Origin of the sequence: Kribbella sp. NPDC026611, assembly GCF_040638345.1 — a bacterium.
Lineage (GTDB): Bacteria > Actinomycetota > Actinomycetes > Propionibacteriales > Kribbellaceae > Kribbella.
Genome location: NZ_JBEZYC010000002.1, coordinates 212,318 through 231,551, shown reverse-complemented (window position 1 = coordinate 231,551; position 19,234 = coordinate 212,318). Strand labels below are relative to the sequence as shown.

Here is a 19,234-nt window from a genome sequence, read left to right as displayed (position 1 = left end):
CGAAGGAGATCCGAAGAGCCATGTCACGTCAGCGAACGACCCTCCTCCTTGCCGCCTCCGCGTCGATCGCCTTGATGGTGAGCGGCGCTTCCGCTGCTGCCGGCTCGACCGATCAGGCAGACCGCGGGTCAGGCACCTGCGGCGCGCTGTTCGACGACTTCCAGTACAAGGCAGCCACCGACCCTGCTCTCGCTGACCACGGCTGGAATGCACGGAGTGAAATGGGTGGCCCTGGCGTGCCGGGAACGGCCTGGCCGGCAAGCAACGTCACCTTCGTCACCAGTGGCGGTCAGAAGGTCGCTCAGCTCCGGGCGACGACCGACGGCACAACCGCCGGTACGACCAACGCCGAACTCCGCCGAACAACCATGAATCTCCGGAACGGCACCTACGCGACCCGCGTCCGGTACGCCGACCAGCCGGCCACCGGAACGGACGGCGACCACATCAACGAGACCGCGTTCGCGATCGGCCCGACAAGGTTCGACTACGACCCGATCTACAGCGAACTCGACTTCACGGAGTATCTGCCGAACGGAGGCTGGGGAGAGACCGGCCCCGTCAACTTCCAGACGAGCTGGCACACCTTCCGCGAGGACCCGTGGGACGCACGCACCGCGGAGAGCCGCCAGGACAGGTCGCTCGACGGCTGGCACACCTATGTCACGCAGGTCGGCAACGGCCACGTGCGGTACTACATCGACGGCAAGCTCACTGCCGACCACACCGTCGACCAGGACGGCAACACCGTCTTGCCGCGCCAGGACATGAGCATGAACTGGAACCTGTGGTTCATCGATCTGGACGGGCACCAGGGCACGTCGACCAGCGAGTACCGCGAGCAGGTCGATTGGGCGTACTACGCCAAGAACGAGACCGTCTCGCCCACGCAGGCAGACGCCCGCGTGGCGAAGTACCGCAAGCACGACACCACCTACGAGGACTCCTTGAGCAACGCCGGGAGCTGCGAGAACTACCAGCCACCGGAACACTGAGCTCTGGAGAGCCGGCCTGGCTGAGCGGCGTACCATACGAAACCTTCCGGTGTAACCAAGGAGGGTTCTCGTGGCAGGCGGCCTGCGAAAGCGAGATCGAGCGCGCGAGCACCTGCTGGGGCTGATCGAATCACGATCGGTTGGTCAATCGATCCCGTCCGAACGCCAACTGTCGGCCGAACTCGAGATCTCCCGACCGACTCTCCGCGCAGTAGTTGACGACCTGGTCCGCGATGGCTGGCTGGTTCGCGAGCATGGCCGGGGCATGTTCGTCGGTAGCCCGAAGGTCGCTCAACAGATCAGCGGCACCCACGGAGCGACGTACCCGACAGCACCCGGGCACTGGACCAGCAGGGTTCTCAGCCACGGCACGATTCAAGCCGGCACCCTGGTCGGCAGTCGGCTCCGGGTCCCACCGAACACAGCCGTACTGCGGATCGCCCGGCAACGCTTCGTCAACGACGACCCGATCTGCCTGGAGACCATCCACGTTCTGCAGGAGCTCGTTCCCGACTTCGACGTCCAGGCGATCGAGCAGAACTCGTTCTACGCGTTGCTCGAACACCAGTACGGCGTGATCCCGACCGACGCCGAACAGACGCAGGCGGCAGCAGCGGCCGACGCCACCGAGTCCGCCCTCCTCGGCCTCACCCTCGAAGCGCCGATCCTGCTACTGGAGCGAACCACCCGGGACCAGACTGGCCGCCGGTTCGAATTCACCCGCGCCGCCTACCGCGGCGACCGCTACCAGATCACAACCCACCTGACCCTTTCCCAACCGCCAGCCAATCCTCCCAACGCGGAGTAGCCCCCCGAACCTCCTCGTGAGAGGGCTATGAGAGGTCGGCGGGGGTTTGCGAGAGGTCTGTGAGAAGACCTCTGACGGTGCAGGCAGAGGTGTGAAGTGAAGGCATGAGCACTTTTGCCGTCGGGTGGTGGGGTCATGTCTGACGTCATCTACCTGGCCGTCACCGTCGTCGTGTTCGCGGCCATCTGGCTCGCGCTGCGTGGAGTGGAGAAGTTGTGAGCGCCGAGAACATCGCCGGCCTGGTGGTGGCCGTTGCGCTGGTCCTCTACCTGATCGCCGCCCTGGTCTTCCCCGAGAGGTTCTGATGTCCGACACTGCCGCCGGCCTGTTACAGGTCGGCCTGCTCCTCGCGTGCCTGGCGGCCGCCTACCGCCCGTTCGGTGGCTACATGGCCAGGGTCTACTCGTCCGGCAAGGACCTGCGGATCGAGCGCGGGGCCTACAAACTCTTCGGCGTCGACTCGAAGGCCGACCAGACCTGGGCGGTCTACGCGCGTTCGGTGATCGCGTTCTCCGCGGTCAGCGTCGTCCTGCTGTACCTGTTGCAGCGGATCCAGCACTGGCTGCCGCTGTCCCTCGGCCTGCCCAACGTCGGGTCGGGCCTGGCGTTCAACACCGCGGCCTCGTTCGTGTCGAACACGAACTGGCAGAACTACGTCCCCGAGGCCGTGCTCGGCCACCTGGTCCAGTTCGCCGGCCTCGCGGTGCAGAACTTCCTCTCCGCGGCCGTCGGGATGGCCGTCGCGGTCGCCCTGATCCGCGGCTTCGCCCGCTCCAAGACCGATCGGATCGGCAACTTCTGGGTCGACCTGACCCGGACAGCGCTGCGGATCCTGCTGCCGATTGCGGTGATCGGCACGCTGGTGCTGGTCGCGATGGGCGTCGTACAGAACTTCTCCGGCGGCCACGAGGTCGCCTCCGTCGTCGGTCAGACCCAGACGATCCCTGGCGGCCCGGTGGCAAGCCAGGAGGTGATCAAGGAGCTCGGCACCAACGGCGGCGGCTTCTACAACGCCAACTCCGCGCACCCGTTCGAGAACCCCAACCCGCTGTCGAACCTGTTCGAGATCTTCCTGCTGCTGGTGATCCCGGTGTGCATCACCCGGACCTTCGGCCTGATGATCAACGACAAGCGGCAGGGCTACGCGATCCTCGGCGTGATGGGCACGCTGTGGGCGGCCTTCACCTTCGCGGCGACCTTCTTCGAGAACCAGGGCGCGGGTACGGCGACCCAGGCCGCCGGCGCCGCGATGGAGGGCAAGGAGACCCGCTTCGGCGAATGGGCGTCCGCGCTCTTCGCGACCTCGACCACGGGTACGTCGACCGGCGCGGTGAACTCGCTGCACGACTCGTACACCCCACTCGGCGGCGGTACGGCGCTCTTCCACATGATGCTGGGGGAGGTATCACCCGGCGGTACCGGGACGGGCCTCTACGGCATGCTGATCCTCGCGATTCTCACGGTGTTCGTCGCGGGCCTGATGGTCGGGCGGACACCGGAGTACCTGAGGAAGAAGATCACCGCACGCGAGATGAAGCTGGTCTCGCTGTACATCCTGACCACGCCGACCGTGGTTCTGGTCGGCGCCTCGATCGCGATGGGCCTCGCAGTGGCCCGGGCGTCGATCCTCAACACCGGCAGCCCGCACGGCTTCTCCGAGGTGCTGTACGCCTTCACCTCGGCCGGTAACAACAACGGCAGCGCGTTCGCCGGGTTGAGCGGAAACATCCCGTTCTACAACACCGCCCTCGGGCTGGTGATGCTGCTCGGCCGATTCGTGCCGATCGTGTTCGCACTCGCCCTGGCCGGATCGCTGGCCAAACAGCAGCCGGTGCCGGTGACCCAGGGCACGCTGCCCACCCACAAGGCCCTGTTCGTCACGATGCTCGTCGGTGTCGTCCTGATCGTGACCGGCCTGACCTACTTCCCCGCACTCACTCTCGGACCCCTCGCGGAGGGACTGTGACCACGATCGTGAAGACCCCATCGTCCCCGCCCTCGAAAGAGGCTGCGGACACGGTGGCCAAGAAGGCGGCGTCGGGTGCGTTCGACCCGAAGCTGCTGCTGACCTCCCTGCCGGACGCGGTGAAGAAGCTCGACCCGCGGGTAATGGTGAAAAACCCGGTCATGTTCGTGGTCGAGGTGGGCGCGGCCGCGTCCACGATCAAGGCCGTCACTGATCCGAGCGTTTTCGTCTGGTGGATCGTGGTCTGGCTCTGGCTGACCGTGATCTTCGCGAACCTCGCGGAGGCGGTCGCCGAAGGTCGCGGCAAGGCCCAGGCCGAGACACTGCGCCGGGCCAAGACCGAGACCACCGCCCGCCGACTGACCGCGGACGGCGCTGAGGAACCGGTGCCGGCCACCCAGCTCCAGCTCGGCGACCTCGTGGTCGTCGAGGCCGGGCAGATCATCCCCGGCGACGGCGACGTCGTCGAGGGCGTGGCCAGTGTGGACGAGTCGGCGATCACCGGCGAGTCGGCCCCGGTCATCCGCGAGTCCGGCGGCGACCGCAGCGCGGTCACCGGCGGCACCAAGGTGCTGTCCGACCGGATCGTCGTGAAGATCACCACCAAACCCGGTGAGAGCTTCATCGACCGGATGATCGCGCTGGTCGAGGGCGCGTCCCGGCAGAAGACGCCGAACGAGATCGCGCTGAACATCCTGCTGGCCAGCCTGACCATCGTGTTCCTGATCGCGGTGGCGACGCTGCCGACCTTCGCGACCTACGCGCACACGAACCTGAACATCGTGATCCTGGTGGCCCTGCTGGTCGCCCTGATCCCGACCACGATCGGCGCGCTGCTGTCCGCGATCGGTATCGCCGGCATGGACCGGCTGGTGCAGCGCAACGTGCTGGCGATGTCCGGCCGCGCGGTCGAGGCCGCCGGTGACGTGAACACCCTGCTGCTGGACAAGACCGGCACCATCACGCTGGGCAACCGGCAGGCGGCGGAGTTCATCCCGGTGCAGGGCGTGACCGACACCGAGCTGGCCGATGCGGCGCAGCTGTCCAGCCTGGCCGACGAGACGCCGGAGGGCCGGTCGGTCGTCGTACTCGCGAAGACGGGGTACGGGCTGCGCGAGCGGCATACCGGTGAGTTGCCGCACGCAACGTTCGTCGAGTTCACCGCGCAGACCCGGATGAGTGGCGTGGACGTGGACGGCCGGCAGGTCCGCAAGGGTGCGGCCGGTGCGGTCAACGCGTGGATCCAGCAGCACGGCGGCAGTACCGACGCGCAGCTGGGGGAGATCGTCGACGGCATCTCGGCCTCCGGTGGTACGCCGCTGGTCGTTGCCGAGAGCATAGACGGCAAGGCCCGGCCGCTCGGCGTCATCCACCTGAAGGACGTGGTCAAGACCGGGATGCGGGAGCGGTTCGGCCAGATGCGCGCGATGGGCATCCGGACCGTGATGATCACCGGCGACAACCAGCTGACCGCGAAGGCGATCGCCGAGGAGGCCGGGGTCGACGACTTCCTGGCCGAGGCGACGCCCGAGGACAAGATGGCGCTGATCAAGAAGGAGCAGGAGGGCGGCCGGCTGGTCGCGATGACCGGTGACGGCACCAACGACGCGCCGGCGCTGGCCCAGGCCGACGTCGGCGTGGCGATGAACTCCGGTACGTCGGCCGCGAAGGAGGCCGGCAACATGGTCGACCTCGACTCCAACCCGACCAAGCTGATCGAGATCGTCGAGATCGGCAAGCAGTTGCTGATCACCCGCGGGTCGCTGACCACGTTCTCGATCGCGAACGACGTGGCGAAGTACTTCGCGATCCTGCCGGCGCTGTTCGCGGCGGCGTACCCGGGTCTGGACAAGCTGAACGTGATGGGCCTGCACTCGCCGCAGTCGGCGATCGTGTCGGCGATCGTGTTCAACGCGCTGATCATCGTCGGGCTGGTCCCGCTGGCGTTGCGCGGCGTCCGGTACCGGCCGTCGTCCGCCTCGGCCATGCTCCGGCGGAACCTGCTGGTGTACGGCGCCGGCGGCCTGATCAGCCCGTTCATCGGAATCAAGCTCCTCGACCTGGTGATCTCGCTGATCCCCGGGCTGCGCTGAAAGGTACGTGCCAATGGCAAGCAATCTCCCGAGCTCGGTACGGCAGTTCGGGGTCGCGATCCGGGCCCTGCTGGTGTTCACCGTCGTGCTCGGCATCGCCTACCCGCTGGTGATGACAGGGGTCTCTCAAGTGCTGTTCCACGGGAACGCGAACGGCTCGATCGTGAAGGTCGGCGGCAAGGCGGTCGGCTCCGACCTGATCGGCCAGGCGTACACGATGGACAGCGGCAAGCAGGACGCCGACGGGAAGGCGATCATGGTCGCCGACCCGAAGTGGTTCCAGACCCGTCCGTCGGCGAGCGGGTACGACGCAATGGCGAGCGGCGGCTCGAACCTCGGTCCGAACAACGCCGATCTGCTCGCCGCGGTCGACGAGCGGCGTAAGGCGGTCGCGGCCCTCGAGGGCGTCAACCCGTCGCAGGTACCGCCGGACGCGGTCACCGCCAGCGGCAGCGGGCTCGACCCGCACATCAGCCCGGCGTACGCCGCTCTCCAGGTGAACCGGGTCGCGCGCGAGCGAGGCTTGTCCGTGGACCAGGTGCAGGCGCTGGTGAAGGCCAGCACCGAAGGCCGCACCCTGGGCTTCCTCGGAGAGCCGCGCGTGAACGTGGTCAAACTCAACGCCGCACTCGCCGCGCTGGCCTGAGCTGAGAGCACAGGGGCGGTCCGGCGAAAGGCTGAAGGAGCGACGGAGTGACAACGGTGCTGGTGGTCGACGACGAGCCGCAGATCGTCCGAACCCTGCAGATCAACCTCAAGGCCCGTCGGTACGACGTGTATACAGCCGCGACGGGCGGCGAGGCGCTCGAGGTAGCGGCGCCGCATCCGCCGGAGCTGGTGATCCTCGACCTCGGGCTGCCGGACTTCGACGGCGTGGAAGTGATCCGCGGCCTGCGCGGGTGGACCGATGCGCCGATCCTGGTGCTGTCCGGGCGGACCGACCAGACCGACAGGGTGGAGGCGCTGGACGCCGGCGCGGACGACTACGTGACCAAGCCGTTCGGGATCGACGAGCTGCTGGCGCGGATGCGGCGTACTGCTGTCCCAACACTAGTTCCTGACCGAGGTCTGGGGTGCCGGCTACGAGACAGCCGGCGGGAACCTGCGTTTCTACATGGGCCAGCTCCGGCGCAAACTGGAGCAGGACCCGGCCCGTCCGAAACACCTGCTGACCGAACCCGGCATGGGTTACCGCTTCGAACCCTGAGTGCCGAGGCGTCGTTAGAAACGTGTGAGGAACGGCGTTCTCGGCAGTTCGCGATGCTTCAGTATTGCTGTGAAGCTGCACGAGTTGCCGAAGCGGTTCCTCCTCGGACGCCCGCTGCGCAGCGAGCGACTGGGGGAGACGCTGCTGCCGAAGAAGCTGGCCCTGCCGGTGTTCTGCAGCGATCCGCTGTCGTCGAACGCCTACGCGACCGAAGAGATCCTGCTGATGCTGAGTCTGGGCGGCCTGGCATTGCTGCACCTGACGCCGTGGATCGCCGCCGTGGTCGCCGCGCTGCTGATCGTCGTGGTGCTGTCCTACCGGCAGACCTGCCATGCGTATCCCAGCGGCGGCGGTGCCTACGCGGTGAGCCGCGCCAATCTCGGGCGGAACGCCTCGCTGGTCGCGGCGAGCGCATTGCTGGTCGACTACGTTCTCACGGTTGCCGTGTCGGTCGCGGCGGGCGTGCAGAACATCGTGTCCGCGCTCCCGCAGCTGGGTCCGCACGCGGTGGCGGTCTCCATCGGCCTGGTTGCCGTCCTCGCCTTGATGAACCTCCGTGGCGTCAAGGAGTCCGGGACGGCGTTCGCGATCCCGACGTACGGCTTCATCGCGATCGTGCTGACGATGATCGCGGTCGGGCTGATCCGCATCCTCACCGGCGACGTGCCGCAGGCCGAGTCCGCGCCGTACGGGATCCAGTCGGCGGGCCACACCGGCGGCCTGCTCGTCGTACTGCTCGCGATGCGGGCGTTCGCCTCCGGGTGTACCGCGCTCACCGGAGTCGAGGCCGTCAGCAACGGTGTGCCGAACTTCAAGCCACCGAAGAGCAAGAACGCGGCCGACACGCTGACGATCATGGGGACCGTCACGGTCGTGATGTTCGCGGGGATCACTGCGCTGGCCCTGGTGTCCCACGTGCATGTAGCCGCCGATCCCGGCCGGGTCACCGGTGCGCCGGCCGGATACGAGCAGCGCACGGTGATCGCGCAGGTCGCGGGCTCGGTGTTCGGCGGGTACCACTCGATCGGGTTCTTCACCGTCCAGGCATTCACGGCCGCGATCCTGGTGCTCGCCGCCAACACGGCGTTCAACGGCTTCCCGATCCTGGGATCGCTGCTCGGGCACGACGGGTTCCTGCCGCGCCAGTTCGCCCGGCGCGGCGACCGGCTGGTGTTCAGCAACGGCATCGTGATCCTGGCGGCGCTGGCGGGCCTGCTGATCTGGGTGTTCGACGCCAGTACGACGCGGTTGATCCAGCTCTACATCATCGGGGTCTTCGTTTCCTTCACCCTGAGCCAGGCGGGCATGGTCGTGCACTGGACCCGCGCGCTGCGCGAGCCGACCGCCACGGCATCGATGCACCGGTCCCGGGCGATCAACGCGCTGGGTGCCGTCTTCACCGCGGTGGTCCTGGTCGTCGTACTGATCACGAAGTTCACCCACGGCGCGTGGATCGTCGTACTCGCGATGCCGGCGGTCTTCCTGCTGATGAAGGGGATCCGGAGGTACTACGATCGCGTCGCGACCGAGCTACGGCCGAGTCCGGGTGCGGTAACGCTGCCGGCCCGGGTCTTCGCGATCGTCCTGGTCTCGAAGCTGCACACGCCGACGTTGCGTGCGATCGCCTACGCGCGGGCGACGCGCCCGACCTCCCTGACCGCCGTGACCGTGAACACCGATGACGAGGCCGCCGACCTCCTGCTCCAGGAGTGGAGCGAGCGGGCGCTGCCGGTGCCGTTGAAGGTGCTGCACTCGCCGTACCGCGATGTGACCGGGCCGGTGCTCAGCTACGTGAAGGACATCCGGCGGAACAGTCCGCGCGACCTGATCGCGGTGTTCATTCCGGAGTACGTCGTCGGGCACTGGTGGGAGGCGCTGCTGCACAACCAGAGCGCGTTGCGGCTGAAGGCCCGGCTGCTGTTCCAGCCGGGCGTGATGGTGATCAACGTGCCGTGGCAACTCGGCTCGGCCGAGCACCTCGAAGCCCGCAGAGTGGAAGGTGCGGCGCTCGACCATCGCCGTACCCAGGAGACGGTTGCGAGTTCGGCCCGACGCTAGCCGACGTGGACCCAGGGCCGCTTGGAACGGTTCGGTTCGGCACGCCGGAGGACCTCGCGGGTGACGGGTGGTACGTCGCCGGCGCCGGACACGAGGTACCGGAGCAGGAAGTGGAACGGGTTGCCCTCGGCCCAGGCGAAGTAGATGTGCGGCATGACCTTCCAGTCGTCGCGGATCTTGAGCAGCAGGGCCGCGATGGCGTTCGGCACGCTCGGGCTCTCGACCCGGAGGATCTGGTACCCGAACCGCTCCTCGCCGCGGACGTCGAGCTCGGTCTCGAACTGGGAGGCGTCGGTCAGCGTCACCTCGAGGAACAGGATCGGTAGCCCCTCGGGCAGGTTCCGGACCTCGCGCTGCTCGGCCTCCTTCTCCTGGTACTCCGTTTCGTCGCGGTCGTCGGGCTCGTTCGCGATGATCCGCAGCTCGCCGGCCACGGCCGCCGCGGAGATCATCCGGCACGCCGCCTCGTCGAAACGCACCTCGGTGGCACGCAGTTCGAGCGAGCGGGTGGCGCGGGAGATCAGGGAGGTGAGGATGATCGCGACAATGAAGAAGGAGGCGATCTGGACGCCGTCCGGCCGTTCGATGATGTTCGCGATCGCCGTGTAGAGGAAGACCACGCTGATCACGGCGAAGCCGACGGTCTGCACCTTCTGCCCGCGCCGCCGGGCGGACAGGGTGACCGCGATCGAGGCGGACAGGATCAGCACGAGTACGCCGGTCGCGTACGCACCGCCCTGCGCGTCGACGTCGGCCTTGAACAGCAGGGTGATGACGAACGCGATCAGGCCGAACACGATCACCAAGGGCCGGGTCGCCCGAGCCCAGTCCGGGACCATGCCGTAGCGGGGGAGGTAGCGCGGAACGATGTTCAGCAGGCCGGCCATGGCCGAGGCTCCGGCGAACCAGAGGATCAGGATCGTGCTGACGTCGTACACGGTCCCGAAGATCGGTCCGAGGTGCTCGTGCGCCAGGAAGGCCAGCGCCCGTCCGGACGCCTGGCCGCCGTCCTTGAAGTCGTCGGCGGGGATCAGCACGATCGTGGTGAAGCTGCTGGTGATCAGGAACCCGCTCATGATCAGTGCGGCGGTGGTGAGCAGCTTGCGGGTGTTCCGGATCCGGGTCGCCGGCCGGGCCGGGTCGTCGCCGGCGCCGCCCTGCACCTGCGGCATCACCGCGACCCCGGTCTCGAACCCGGACAGGCCGAGGGCGAGCTTGGGGAAGACGACCAGCGAGATGCCGATCATCACCCAGATGTTCGAGTGCTCAGTGGTGAGCATGCCACGCCAGTTCGTGACCAGTTCGGGCGCGGTGATCACGTTCCAGAGCGCGTCGCCGACGACGATCACGTTGAGCCCGAGGTACAGCACCACCAGGACGACGGCGATGCCGATCGCCTCGCCGAAGCCCCGCAGGAACACGCCGGCGAGCAGGGCCAGCAGGACCAGGGTGATGATCACCTCCTTGCCCTCGAACCAGTGCGGGACGAACGGGTTCTCGATCACGTGCGCGGTCGCGTCGGCCGCCGACAGCGTCATCGTGATGATGAAGTCGGTGGCCATGAAGCCCAGCAGGACGAGGATGGTGAACTTGCCCTTCCAGCGGCCGAGCAGCCGGTCGAGCATGGCGATCGACCCCTCGCCGTGCGGGCTCTCAGCGGCCACGCGCCGATAGACCGGCAGCGCGCCGAACAGCGTGAGCAGGACCAGGACCAAGGTGGCGATCGGTGAGAGCAGGCCGACGGCCGCAGCCGCGATGGCCGGCTGGTACCCGAGCGTCGAGAAGTAGTCGACGCCGGTCAGACACATGACCTTCCACCAGGGGTGGGTCGGGTGGGGCGTGGGTCGATGCGGTCCGGCATGTCCAGCCGGCCGATCGTGCAGCAGCCAGCTGACGAACCGTCCATGCATGGGCGCCGCTCCGACCGTGTCGGTCTCCCGCGTTTCTGTCACCGGGCGGAGCCTAGCCAGCCGCACGACCAGGGCGGATGGTTCTAACGCGTCTCTAACGCCAGGTCGGCCAAGCTCACGTTATCCTTCGACTTGAACTTAGATAAAGTCGAGTGGAGGGCGTTCCGCATGCCGGTCGCGGTGGTGGTGTCCGTTGTCGTGCTCGTGCTGCTCGGGCTGACGTTCTGCGTGGTGCCCGTGGCTGCACTCCGCTATGGAGAGGCCGCAGAACGTGCAGCGGAGCGGGAAGTGCTGAAGGCAGGATTGGAGAGCGACGTACTGGTCGAGCATCGGGTGCGGTTCAAGGAGTCGGCAAGCGAGGCGCTGCTGCCTTTCGGGATCGCGGCCGTGCTGTTCGTACTGGCCGGTCTGGATCTGGCGGGCGTGGGCCCGGCCAGGATCGCTTCGTGGGTGTTCGCGGGACTGCTGTTCTTCGCGGGCGGCTTCATCACCGCCGGGCAGATTCTGGCGGCTCGCTTCACCCAGGCTGCCTTCCGGCGGTCGAGCGATCCTGCGGTTCGCAATCTCGATGCGCAAGCGATCGTCGACGCGGCCGGCGGCGAGTTCCCCGGCTGGCTTCGGCCCGTTCAGTACGTCAGGTTCGCGCTGACCACGGTCGGCTCGGCGCTGGTCATCGTTCTGCTCGCGACCCCGGCGGCCGGTGCTCATTTCGGATAGTGGCGAGGCGTGCTTCCAGGCCGTCCAGGACGATGTCCAAGCCAACCGTGAACAGGCTTTGATCGGCTCCCTGCTCCGGTACTTCGGTCGGCAGCAGCCGCGACCGTAGCCGTGGGAAGTCCTGCGCGACGGTGCTGATCTGATCGACGAGCTCGCGGAGTTCCCGTTCCTGGTCGGCGCCCAACCTGCGGAGCCGGGCCTGCCAGGCTCGCTCGGAGGCTTGTCCCTGGACGGCGCCAATGGCGTACATCAACACAGTCGCAGCCGCCTCGTCAGCGCCGCGCCGACCGAAGCCCGCGTCCTCGTAGATCCCGAGGCAATGGTCGTCGACGCGGGCTTTGCCCGGTCCGTAGATCAGGTGGGTTCCCATCAGAGGCACCAGCCAGAAATGCCGGCTGATCATCGCGTAGATACTCGCCGCTACCGCGCCAGCCGCCGCCCGCCAACCCGGCTCGTCCGGCCCCTCCGGCTCCGACAGGTCGACCTCGTTCCACACCTGGTCGCCGGCGAGCACGATCAGCTCGTCCTTGTTCTTGATGTGCCAGTACATCGCGGTCGCCGCAACCCCCAACTCGGCACCGAGCCGCCGTACGTTCAACCCATCAACACCCTCAACATCCAAAACCCCAACCGCCGCCGTCACGATCTGCTCCCGACTCAAGGTGTCACGCGGCATCTCCCCACCTTATCGGCGCCGCACCCTCACGCCGCCCGCCGACTAGTTGCCTGAACCTTGGGCTGTGTCGCGTGCGGCAGGAGGGCGAAGTACGGCGGCTAGGCCGTAGTGGTCGCTGGCGGTGTTGTGGGGTTGGTGCAGGATTTGGCGGCAGTCTTCGATCACGAGGGTGGGGCCGCCGTGGGCGCCGCAGCGGACCAGGATGTAGTCGATGCGGCGGAACGGCCAGTCCCAGTCGGCGCTGTTCGGGTTGTCTGGGACGAAGGTGTGGCCTGGGTCGGTGGGGTGAGTGCTTGCCCAGGCGTCGCGGTAGCAGACGCTGACGTCGTCGATGACATGTTTCCCGGTCCAGAACCGGATGCTGTCGGCATCTGGTTCGGCGTCGAAGTCGCCGGCGACGAGGACATGTCCTGGCGTCTCAGCGGCGAGGGCGCTGAGGATCCGCGCGGTCGTCACGGCCTGGGTACGCCGCTCCGCTTCGTGGTCGAGCTGCCAGTCCGGGAAGTGGTTGGCAAGCCAGATCCGGCCGATGGGTGGGGGAGCGAGGATCTCGGTGATCAACGCGGTGCACGGGAAATCACCGCTGCGGGGCGTGAGCTGGAGATCGACTTCCTCGACCCGTCCGATCGGCCAGCGGCTCGCGGTGCTGACTCCCTGCCCGTTGGGATGCCGTGCGCGCTGATGTACGACGTGATAATCCGGAGGAAGGATGTCTCGTACCTGGTCGTAGTCGGTGGTCACTACGGTTTCCTGCAGCGTGATCAGGTCGGGCGCGAGACCGGAGAGCTCGCGCCTCAGGACGGTACGTCGGGCCGGCCAGTCACCGCTGGTGTTCCAAACGTTGAGCGTGGCAACTGTCACAGCGTTCACGGGACCCGCCTGCCGCTGGGCGTTACCGGCGACAGGACCGCGCCGACACCGAAGTGATCGCTGGGCCAAGTACCGCCCGACGGCTTGTCGAACAGTCGCCGGCAGTCCACGACGTCCAGACAGGGACCATGATCCGAGCAGCGGACCAGGATGTAGTCGATGCGCCGGCCGAGCTCGAGCTCCCAGTCACCGATCTCTGCTGTCGTGGTGAGCTGATTCTCCGGTGTGAATGTATGGCCGGGCGACTGCGGGTTTCTCGTGGTCCAACAGTCGCGGTAGCAGACGCTGGTTCCGTCCAGAGATTGCTTACCGATCCAGAAGCGGATGCTGGCCGCGTCAGGGGTGGCATCCATGTCGCCGGCCACCACAACGGGGACACGGGAGTCGCCGACCAGCCCTTCGATGAACCTGGCCACTGCGACCGTTTGTCGCTCCCTTTCCGCTTCGTGGGTGAGTTGCCAGTCCGGCAGGTGATTCACGAAGATCAGGCGACCGATGGGCTCCGGGGCAGCGATCTCGGTCACCAGGGCCGAGCACGCGAAGCCGGCAGGACGCGGCCCCAGGTGCAGATCGACCTCGTGGGTCGCCGCGATCGGCCAGCGCGAAGCGATCGACAGACCCTGCCCGTCATCCTCGCGCTCGGTGTGGTGGACGATCTCGTACCCGTCTGCCAGAACCTCCGCGGCCTGATCCACCGAGTCGTTGCTCACTACCTCCTGCAGCGCCACCAACTGAGGATCGAACTCGGCGAAACCCGCAGCGATCAGGTCCCGCCGCCGCGGCCAGTCCTCCCGCAAACCGAACACATTCAGCGTCGCCACCCGAAACCCGTCAACAACGTCCATACCGTTCAATACCCACCGACAGCGAGTTCAGTAGACCGAGCAGGTCGGCCCGCCCGCGTGCTCGAGGAGGTCAGGGCTGGGTGTCGGGGTCTCTCGGTGGTACTCGCTCGATGCGGGTCCAGCCCTTCCAGCCGCGTTCTTCCATGATCGCGAGCAGGCGCGCTGCTTCGGGTGCAGACTCGAGCATGACCGCGTCCAGCAGCTCGACGAGTTGGTCGTCGAAGGGCTCGTCTCCCAGCTGACCGGCCTCGGCGGCGCGGAGGTACAGGCGTTCCAGGAGGTCGGCGATCTCGACGAGCAAGGCATCGTCGCCCTGATTGTCGACCGCCTCGCTCACCAGGCTGTAGAGCTTCCGCGTATCGGGATCCTCCAGTTGCTCGTGCTTCGCGGCGATCACGGCGTCGATCGCCTCCGGCGCTTGCGCGGCGATCATGATCCACGCGCCGCGCTCCATCTCGAGGTAGCGCTCGCTGACGCCCTCACGGCGGAGCCGGTCGAGGTAGTCCACGACGCTCTGCGGGAGCGCCAGCTGTTCGCCGGCCGCCAGCATGGCCAGCCGTCGGCGGCTGACCTGCAACCGCCGGATCTCCGCGCGCAGCTCCTTGTCGATCTCCTGTACGCCGTCCCCGAACTGCTCGGGCGCGGCATCGAGGAGTTCCTGTACGCGGGCCAACGGTACGCCGGCGTCGGCCAGCGTGTGGATCCGGATCAGCCGTACGACGGCCGCCGAGTCGTACGACCGGTACCCGGACCGGTCGCGCGCGGGCTCCGGCAGCAGCCCGATCTTGTGATAGTGGCGCACGGCCCGCACCGTCACACCGGCGTAGGTCGCCAGCTGGCTGATGGTGAGCATGTGCCCAAGCCTGCCTCAGGCGGACTTCCGCCGATAGGCGGCCATCGCCAGGACGTACGCCACGACGAGCACGCCGACGCACCACGCCAGCGCGGTCCAGATGTCGTTGCCGACCGGCTCCTGGGCGAACAGGGCACGGATCGTGTCGACGATGGACGTCACCGGCTGGTGTTCGGCGAACCACCGCACCGGGCCGGGCATGGTCTGCGTCGGCACGAACGCCGAACTCACGAACGGCAGGAAGATCAGCGGGTACGCGAAGGCGCCCGCGCTCTCCACCGATCCCGCGGTGAGCCCGGGAATCACGGCGAGCCAGGTCAACGCCAGCGTCGACAGCAGCAGGATCCCGGTCACCGCGAGCCAGGCCGGGACGCCGGCGCTGGAGCGGAAGCCCATCAGCAGCGCGACGCCGATGACGATCACGAGCGCGATCAGGTTGGCGACCATCGACGTGACGACGTGCGCCCAGAGCAGGCCCGACCGGGCGATCGGCATCGACTGGAAACGTTCGAGGATCCCGCTCTTCAGATCCATGAACAGGCGGAACGCCGTGTACGAGATGCCGGAGGCGATCGTGATCAGCAGGATGCCCGGCAGCATGAAATTGATGTACTTCGTGCCGGTCGAGATCGCCCCGCCGAACACATACACGAACATCAGCATCAGCGCGACCGGGGTGAGTACGGTCGTGATGATCGTGTCCAGGCTGCGGGTGATGTGACGCAACGTCCGAACGGTCAGGGCGAGGGTGTCGCTGAGGAAATACGTGTTCATCGCCGGTCTCCAATGATCGCCAGGAAGATCTCCTCGAGCGTGGGCTGCTTCTCGACGTACTCGATCTCGGCGGGCGGGAAGACCTGTTTGAGTTCGGCCAGCGTGCCGTTGGCGATGATCCGGCCCTGGTGCAGGATCGCGATCCGGTCCGCGAGCTGCTCGGCCTCGTCGAGGTACTGCGTGGTCAGCAACACCGTCGTACCGGAACCGGCGAGCTCCTTGACCATCTGCCAGACCTCGATCCGCGCCTCCGGGTCGAGGCCCGCGGTCGGCTCGTCCAGGAAGATCACCGGCGAGTCCCCGATCAGGCTCATCGCGATGTCCAGGCGGCGGCGCATGCCACCGGAGTACGTCGACACCCTGCGCGTGGCCGCCTCGGTCAGCGAGAAACGGTCCAGCAGGCCGTCCGCGATCGCGCCCGGGTCCGCGAGGTGCCGCAGCTTGGCCACGAGCACGAGGTTCTCCCGGCCGCTGAGGATCTCGTCGACCGCGGCGAACTGTCCGGTCAGGCTGATGGAGCCGCGTACGTCGGCGGCCTGCGTGGTGACGTCGAAGCCGTTGACGGCCGCGGTCCCCGCGTCGGCCTTCAGGAGGGTGGTGAGGATCCTGATCGTCGTGGTCTTGCCCGCGCCATTGGACCCGAGCAACGCGAAGATGCTGCCTCGCGCCACGTCGAAGTCCACGCCCCGCAGCACCTCCAGCTTCCCGTACGACTTCTCCAGCCCCCGCACCCGAACCGCCGGCCCGGCACCCTGCCGACTCTTCTCGACCACCGTCGTCATCATCCCTCTCCTTTGTGGAGCCATTCCCATCACTCCGAGGAAGGCCTTGCCCCACAGGATGAAGGGTTGACCCAACGTCAAGGTCAAGCCGACGCGACGCGGTACCTGTCTGCCTGCACGCCGCCGAGGATCCGTAGGGTGAGCGGATGCACAGCGATCCCGAACCCGGCGGCACCGAAGTACAGCTGCTCAGCGAGTTTCTGGACGGCCAGCGTGAGGCAATGCTTGCCAAGACCGATGGGCTGGACCGGGAGCAGATGTCTCGCTCCCATCCTCCGTCCACCCTGACCCTTGCGGGCCTGCTCCAACACCTGTCGCTCGCCGAGGAGGACTGGATGGAGATCCACTTCCTGGGGCAGCCCGACAGCCAGCCGTTTGTGGATGCCGACTGGAGCGCCGATCCGGACTGGCAGTTTCGGGTACCCGCGGAGGCCGACCCCGAGGCGCTGCGCGAGCGCTATCGGAGGGTGTGCGAGCGGAGCCGAGCGATCGTCGCGGGGGCCTCGAGCCTGGACCAGCTGTCGGTCAAGCCGGTGCGCGGCAAGCATTTCTCGCTGCGATGGGTCCTGTTGCATCTCATCGAGGAGACGGCCCGCCACGCCGGTCACGCCGACCTACTCCGCGAGTCGATCGACGGCAACGTCGGCTAGCGACTACCGCCTCTGACCTTTGACGTCTCCCGCATGCCCGTCGCTTGCGAAGGTTGTGATCGGCGGTGCGTTGACATGACATCACGCGAGTGCGTCACTGTGTTGACTGTCCGTAGACATGTGCGACTCGCTGGGGGGCGAGGCCATGTCTGGTACGCGGGCAATGGCTATTTGGGGTGGGGGGAGCTATGTGGAAGCTGACGCTTCGGTACTTGGGGCGTGCGCTGGTGCAGTCGAAGCGGGCTGTAGTTGCCGTGGTCATCGGTGCCTTCATCGCGGGTTCGATCGCAACGGTCAAGTCTTTGATCGAGTCGCGGATCATCGCGGCGGTGGCGGACGTGATGAACGGGAGCGGCGAAGGCTCGATCTGGTCACGCGCGCTCGGGAGTGTGGGGTCGAGTGATTCCGACTGGGTGGTGGACCTTGCGAATCGTCTCTTCAGCGGAGTCGAGTTCAGGTGGGGGATCGTCACCTATGTGGCGGTGAGTCTGCTGGCGGTGCTGCTGGCCGTCGTGACGACGAGTTCGCGGGAGAGCATCTCGCGCCGGCTGTTCTCGGGTCTGTTCGAGGCAGGTGTCAGCAAGGCGTTCACACACTCTGCGCTGCCGGTCGAGGTCGAGGACGAGCCGGGCGGTCTGGCGGGGGCGGTGCAACAAGGAGCGCGCGCGGTGTCGGGCGCCTATGCGTTCCTTGTCGAGGCGGGGCAGTATCTCTTCAGTCTGGTCGCTGTCTTCCTCGTACTCATCGATGTCAACATCGGCTTCGCTCTGCTGAGCCTGGGTGTCACTGCTGTTCTCGCCGCGATCAGTTGGCTCCAAGGCCGGCGCCTCAGCAAACGTCGGGAGCGGTACGACGATCGCCGGCGCGAGTTGTTCGGGTTCACCGGGCAGGTCCTGGCGAACCGGGATGTGCTGCTGGCTCATGAGCAGAAGTCTCGGTATATCGGGCGTCTGGGTACATCGAGTCATGAGCTGGGCACGATCGACAAGGATCTGTCCGTCCGGGAGAGCGTCTACATCGGATCGGTCAACTTCATCCAGGATCTGGGACTGATCGCGATCCTCGGAGTGGTGCTGGTCGCCGCGACCCGTGGGACAAACGTCAATGCCGTGGGCGACGCGTACTTCTACGTCTCGCTCTTCGCCCGGATCATGACCCCGATCCGGAACATGCTGTCTGGTTACGACGACGTGCGGCGCTCGATGTCTACGTCCCGGACCTTGCTCGCCCTGCTGGCCAACGACGACGTCGCCGTTACGCGGCCGGCAACGGCGGACAGCAGTTCGTCCTGGGAGGCTGAGTTTTCCGGCGTCTCGTTCGCGTATGTTCCCGACGAGGTCGCCGTCGAGAACTGTTCGTTCGGTATCCCTACCGGCGGCGTGACGTTGATCGTTGGCCGCTCCGGCGCCGGCAAGACGACGATTGCGCGGATGCTGCTCAAGTTCCTGACACCGGATCGGGGCGAGGTCAAGGTGCGCGGTAGGTCGACCTGTTCCTGGGATCGTGAGGAACTGCTCCAGGAGATGAGCTACTTGTCCCAGACCGGCCACGTTATCGAGGGAACTGTCCAGGAGAACCTGTTTGCTCCAGCTGATGCGAGCGAGGAGTCGCTGTGCGAGGCTCTGCGGACAGTCCGGTTGGCGAGCAACGACAGCGATGCCTTGCAGGTACTACGGCAGCAGGCGACCAGGCTGTCCGAAGGCCAGAAGCAACGCCTGGCGCTGGCCCGGATCCTCGTGGATCGCGCGCCGATCGTCACACTGGACGAGCCGCTTGCGGGTGTCGACGCGTTCACTTTCGCGGAGGTCCGCGGGCCAATGACCGAATGGATGGCCGATCCGGGTCGCACGGTAGTGATGGTGAGCCACCGACTGGAGTTCGTCTCGGCCGCAACGCACATCATCGTTCTCGGCGAGAGGGGCCGCGTGGTCGAGCAAGGCGCCCCGGCGGACCTTCGAACCAGGCCAGGTGGACTGTTCGCCTCCCTACTCGACGCCGGCCGACACGAACTCGCCGTCGGAGGATAACCG

Annotated in this window: 17 protein-coding genes and 1 pseudogene; 11 read left to right on the top strand and 7 right to left on the bottom strand. The window is 67.0% G+C overall.

From position 1 onward, the window contains the following. The first annotated feature begins 20 nt into the window (after positions 1 to 20). The 8 genes and pseudogenes from AB0E69_RS07245 to AB0E69_RS07210 all read left to right on the top strand — a co-directional run bounded on the left by AB0E69_RS07245 (position 21) and on the right by AB0E69_RS07210 (position 9,127). The gene (locus AB0E69_RS07245) at positions 21 to 995 is read left to right on the top strand and encodes a glycoside hydrolase family 16 protein (protein WP_360141045.1); all 975 of its coding nucleotides are present in this window, start codon (positions 21 to 23) and stop codon (positions 993 to 995) included. Between the two features lie 70 nt (positions 996 to 1,065). Continuing rightward, positions 1,066 to 1,803, top strand: coding sequence for a GntR family transcriptional regulator (locus AB0E69_RS07240; RefSeq protein WP_360141042.1), 738 nt, complete (start codon positions 1,066 to 1,068; stop codon positions 1,801 to 1,803). 215 nt (positions 1,804 to 2,018) lie between these two features. Further along, complete coding sequence (gene kdpF, locus AB0E69_RS07235) at positions 2,019 to 2,108, top strand: K(+)-transporting ATPase subunit F (RefSeq protein WP_131283897.1); 90 nt, start codon at positions 2,019 to 2,021, stop codon at positions 2,106 to 2,108. Then, on the top strand, positions 2,108 to 3,769 hold the full coding sequence (kdpA, locus tag AB0E69_RS07230; protein WP_360141038.1) for a potassium-transporting ATPase subunit KdpA: 1,662 nt from the start codon (positions 2,108 to 2,110) through the stop codon (positions 3,767 to 3,769). The genes kdpF and kdpA overlap by 1 nt, the downstream gene beginning before the upstream one ends. Positions 3,770 to 3,822: 53 nt before the next feature. Next, complete coding sequence (gene kdpB, locus AB0E69_RS07225; RefSeq protein ID WP_360142994.1) at positions 3,823 to 5,862, top strand: potassium-transporting ATPase subunit KdpB; 2,040 nt, start codon at positions 3,823 to 3,825, stop codon at positions 5,860 to 5,862. Between the two features lie 13 nt (positions 5,863 to 5,875). After that, entirely contained in the window at positions 5,876 to 6,508 is a 633-nt protein-coding gene (kdpC, locus tag AB0E69_RS07220; protein ID WP_360141035.1) for a K(+)-transporting ATPase subunit C, read from the top strand. Between the two features lie 47 nt (positions 6,509 to 6,555). Beyond that, positions 6,556 to 7,069, top strand: a pseudogene (locus tag AB0E69_RS07215) (response regulator). 69 nt (positions 7,070 to 7,138) lie between these two features. Further along, the gene (locus AB0E69_RS07210) at positions 7,139 to 9,127 is read left to right on the top strand and encodes an APC family permease (protein WP_360141032.1); all 1,989 of its coding nucleotides are present in this window, start codon (positions 7,139 to 7,141) and stop codon (positions 9,125 to 9,127) included. Here the strand turns inward: AB0E69_RS07210 and AB0E69_RS07205 are convergent. Next, positions 9,124 to 11,079 carry an amino acid transporter gene (locus AB0E69_RS07205; protein ID WP_360141029.1) on the bottom strand — a complete coding sequence of 652 codons (1,956 nt, stop codon included), beginning with the start codon at positions 11,077 to 11,079 and terminating at the stop codon, positions 9,124 to 9,126. The two genes, AB0E69_RS07210 and AB0E69_RS07205, sit on opposite strands and share 4 nt — an antisense overlap. A 126-nt stretch (positions 11,080 to 11,205) precedes the next feature. On the opposite strand from AB0E69_RS07205, the gene AB0E69_RS07200 reads away from it, so the two are divergent. After that, positions 11,206 to 11,754, top strand: a complete 549-nt coding sequence (locus AB0E69_RS07200) for a hypothetical protein (protein ID WP_360141026.1) — start codon at positions 11,206 to 11,208, stop codon at positions 11,752 to 11,754. On the opposite strand, the gene AB0E69_RS07195 is transcribed toward AB0E69_RS07200, so the two are convergent. The 6 genes from AB0E69_RS07195 to AB0E69_RS07170 all read right to left on the bottom strand — a co-directional run bounded on the left by AB0E69_RS07195 (position 11,708) and on the right by AB0E69_RS07170 (position 16,554). Beyond that, on the bottom strand, positions 11,708 to 12,430 hold the full coding sequence (locus tag AB0E69_RS07195; protein WP_360141023.1) for a TetR/AcrR family transcriptional regulator C-terminal domain-containing protein: 723 nt from the start codon (positions 12,428 to 12,430) through the stop codon (positions 11,708 to 11,710). The two genes, AB0E69_RS07200 and AB0E69_RS07195, sit on opposite strands and share 47 nt — an antisense overlap. 42 nt (positions 12,431 to 12,472) lie before the next feature. After that, the gene (locus AB0E69_RS07190; RefSeq protein WP_360141020.1) at positions 12,473 to 13,300 is read right to left on the bottom strand and encodes an endonuclease/exonuclease/phosphatase family protein; all 828 of its coding nucleotides are present in this window, start codon (positions 13,298 to 13,300) and stop codon (positions 12,473 to 12,475) included. Further along, positions 13,297 to 14,121, bottom strand: coding sequence for an endonuclease/exonuclease/phosphatase family protein (locus AB0E69_RS07185; protein WP_360141017.1), 825 nt, complete (start codon positions 14,119 to 14,121; stop codon positions 13,297 to 13,299). Before AB0E69_RS07185 ends, AB0E69_RS07190 begins: the two co-directional genes overlap by 4 nt. Before the next feature lie 94 nt (positions 14,122 to 14,215). Continuing rightward, complete coding sequence (locus AB0E69_RS07180; RefSeq protein WP_360141014.1) at positions 14,216 to 14,998, bottom strand: MerR family transcriptional regulator; 783 nt, start codon at positions 14,996 to 14,998, stop codon at positions 14,216 to 14,218. A 15-nt stretch (positions 14,999 to 15,013) separates the two neighbouring features. Continuing rightward, complete coding sequence (locus AB0E69_RS07175; RefSeq protein ID WP_360141011.1) at positions 15,014 to 15,772, bottom strand: ABC transporter permease; 759 nt, start codon at positions 15,770 to 15,772, stop codon at positions 15,014 to 15,016. Next, positions 15,769 to 16,554: an ATP-binding cassette domain-containing protein gene (locus AB0E69_RS07170; RefSeq protein WP_360141008.1), complete on the bottom strand. Its 786-nt coding sequence runs from the start codon at positions 16,552 to 16,554 to the stop codon at positions 15,769 to 15,771. Before AB0E69_RS07170 ends, AB0E69_RS07175 begins: the two co-directional genes overlap by 4 nt. 146 nt (positions 16,555 to 16,700) lie before the next feature. On the opposite strand from AB0E69_RS07170, the gene AB0E69_RS07165 reads away from it, so the two are divergent. Beyond that, positions 16,701 to 17,204, top strand: coding sequence for a DinB family protein (locus AB0E69_RS07165; protein WP_360141005.1), 504 nt, complete (start codon positions 16,701 to 16,703; stop codon positions 17,202 to 17,204). Between the two features lie 188 nt (positions 17,205 to 17,392). Beyond that, a complete protein-coding gene (locus AB0E69_RS07160; RefSeq protein WP_360141002.1) occupies positions 17,393 to 19,231 on the top strand; it encodes an ABC transporter ATP-binding protein in 1,839 nt (612 codons plus the stop codon). Positions 19,232 to 19,234 lie beyond the last annotated feature (3 nt).

Bases quoted from the DNA above. Each gene is read 5' to 3' on its own strand.
- AB0E69_RS07175 (WP_360141011.1), bottom strand. From the start codon at position 15,772: ATGAACACGTATTTCCTCAGCGACACCCTCGCCCTGACCGTTCGGACG.
- AB0E69_RS07245 (WP_360141045.1), top strand. From the start codon at position 21: ATGTCACGTCAGCGAACGACCCTCCTCCTTGCCGCCTCCGCGTCGATC.
- kdpC (WP_360141035.1), top strand. From the start codon at position 5,876: ATGGCAAGCAATCTCCCGAGCTCGGTACGGCAGTTCGGGGTCGCGATC.
- kdpA (WP_360141038.1), top strand. From the start codon at position 2,108: ATGTCCGACACTGCCGCCGGCCTGTTACAGGTCGGCCTGCTCCTCGCG.
- AB0E69_RS07170 (WP_360141008.1), bottom strand. From the start codon at position 16,554: ATGACGACGGTGGTCGAGAAGAGTCGGCAGGGTGCCGGGCCGGCGGTT.
- AB0E69_RS07180 (WP_360141014.1), bottom strand. From the start codon at position 14,998: ATGCTCACCATCAGCCAGCTGGCGACCTACGCCGGTGTGACGGTGCGG.
- AB0E69_RS07160 (WP_360141002.1), top strand. From the start codon at position 17,393: ATGTGGAAGCTGACGCTTCGGTACTTGGGGCGTGCGCTGGTGCAGTCG.
- AB0E69_RS07200 (WP_360141026.1), top strand. From the start codon at position 11,206: ATGCCGGTCGCGGTGGTGGTGTCCGTTGTCGTGCTCGTGCTGCTCGGG.
- AB0E69_RS07165 (WP_360141005.1), top strand. From the start codon at position 16,701: ATGCACAGCGATCCCGAACCCGGCGGCACCGAAGTACAGCTGCTCAGC.
- AB0E69_RS07195 (WP_360141023.1), bottom strand. From the start codon at position 12,430: ATGCCGCGTGACACCTTGAGTCGGGAGCAGATCGTGACGGCGGCGGTT.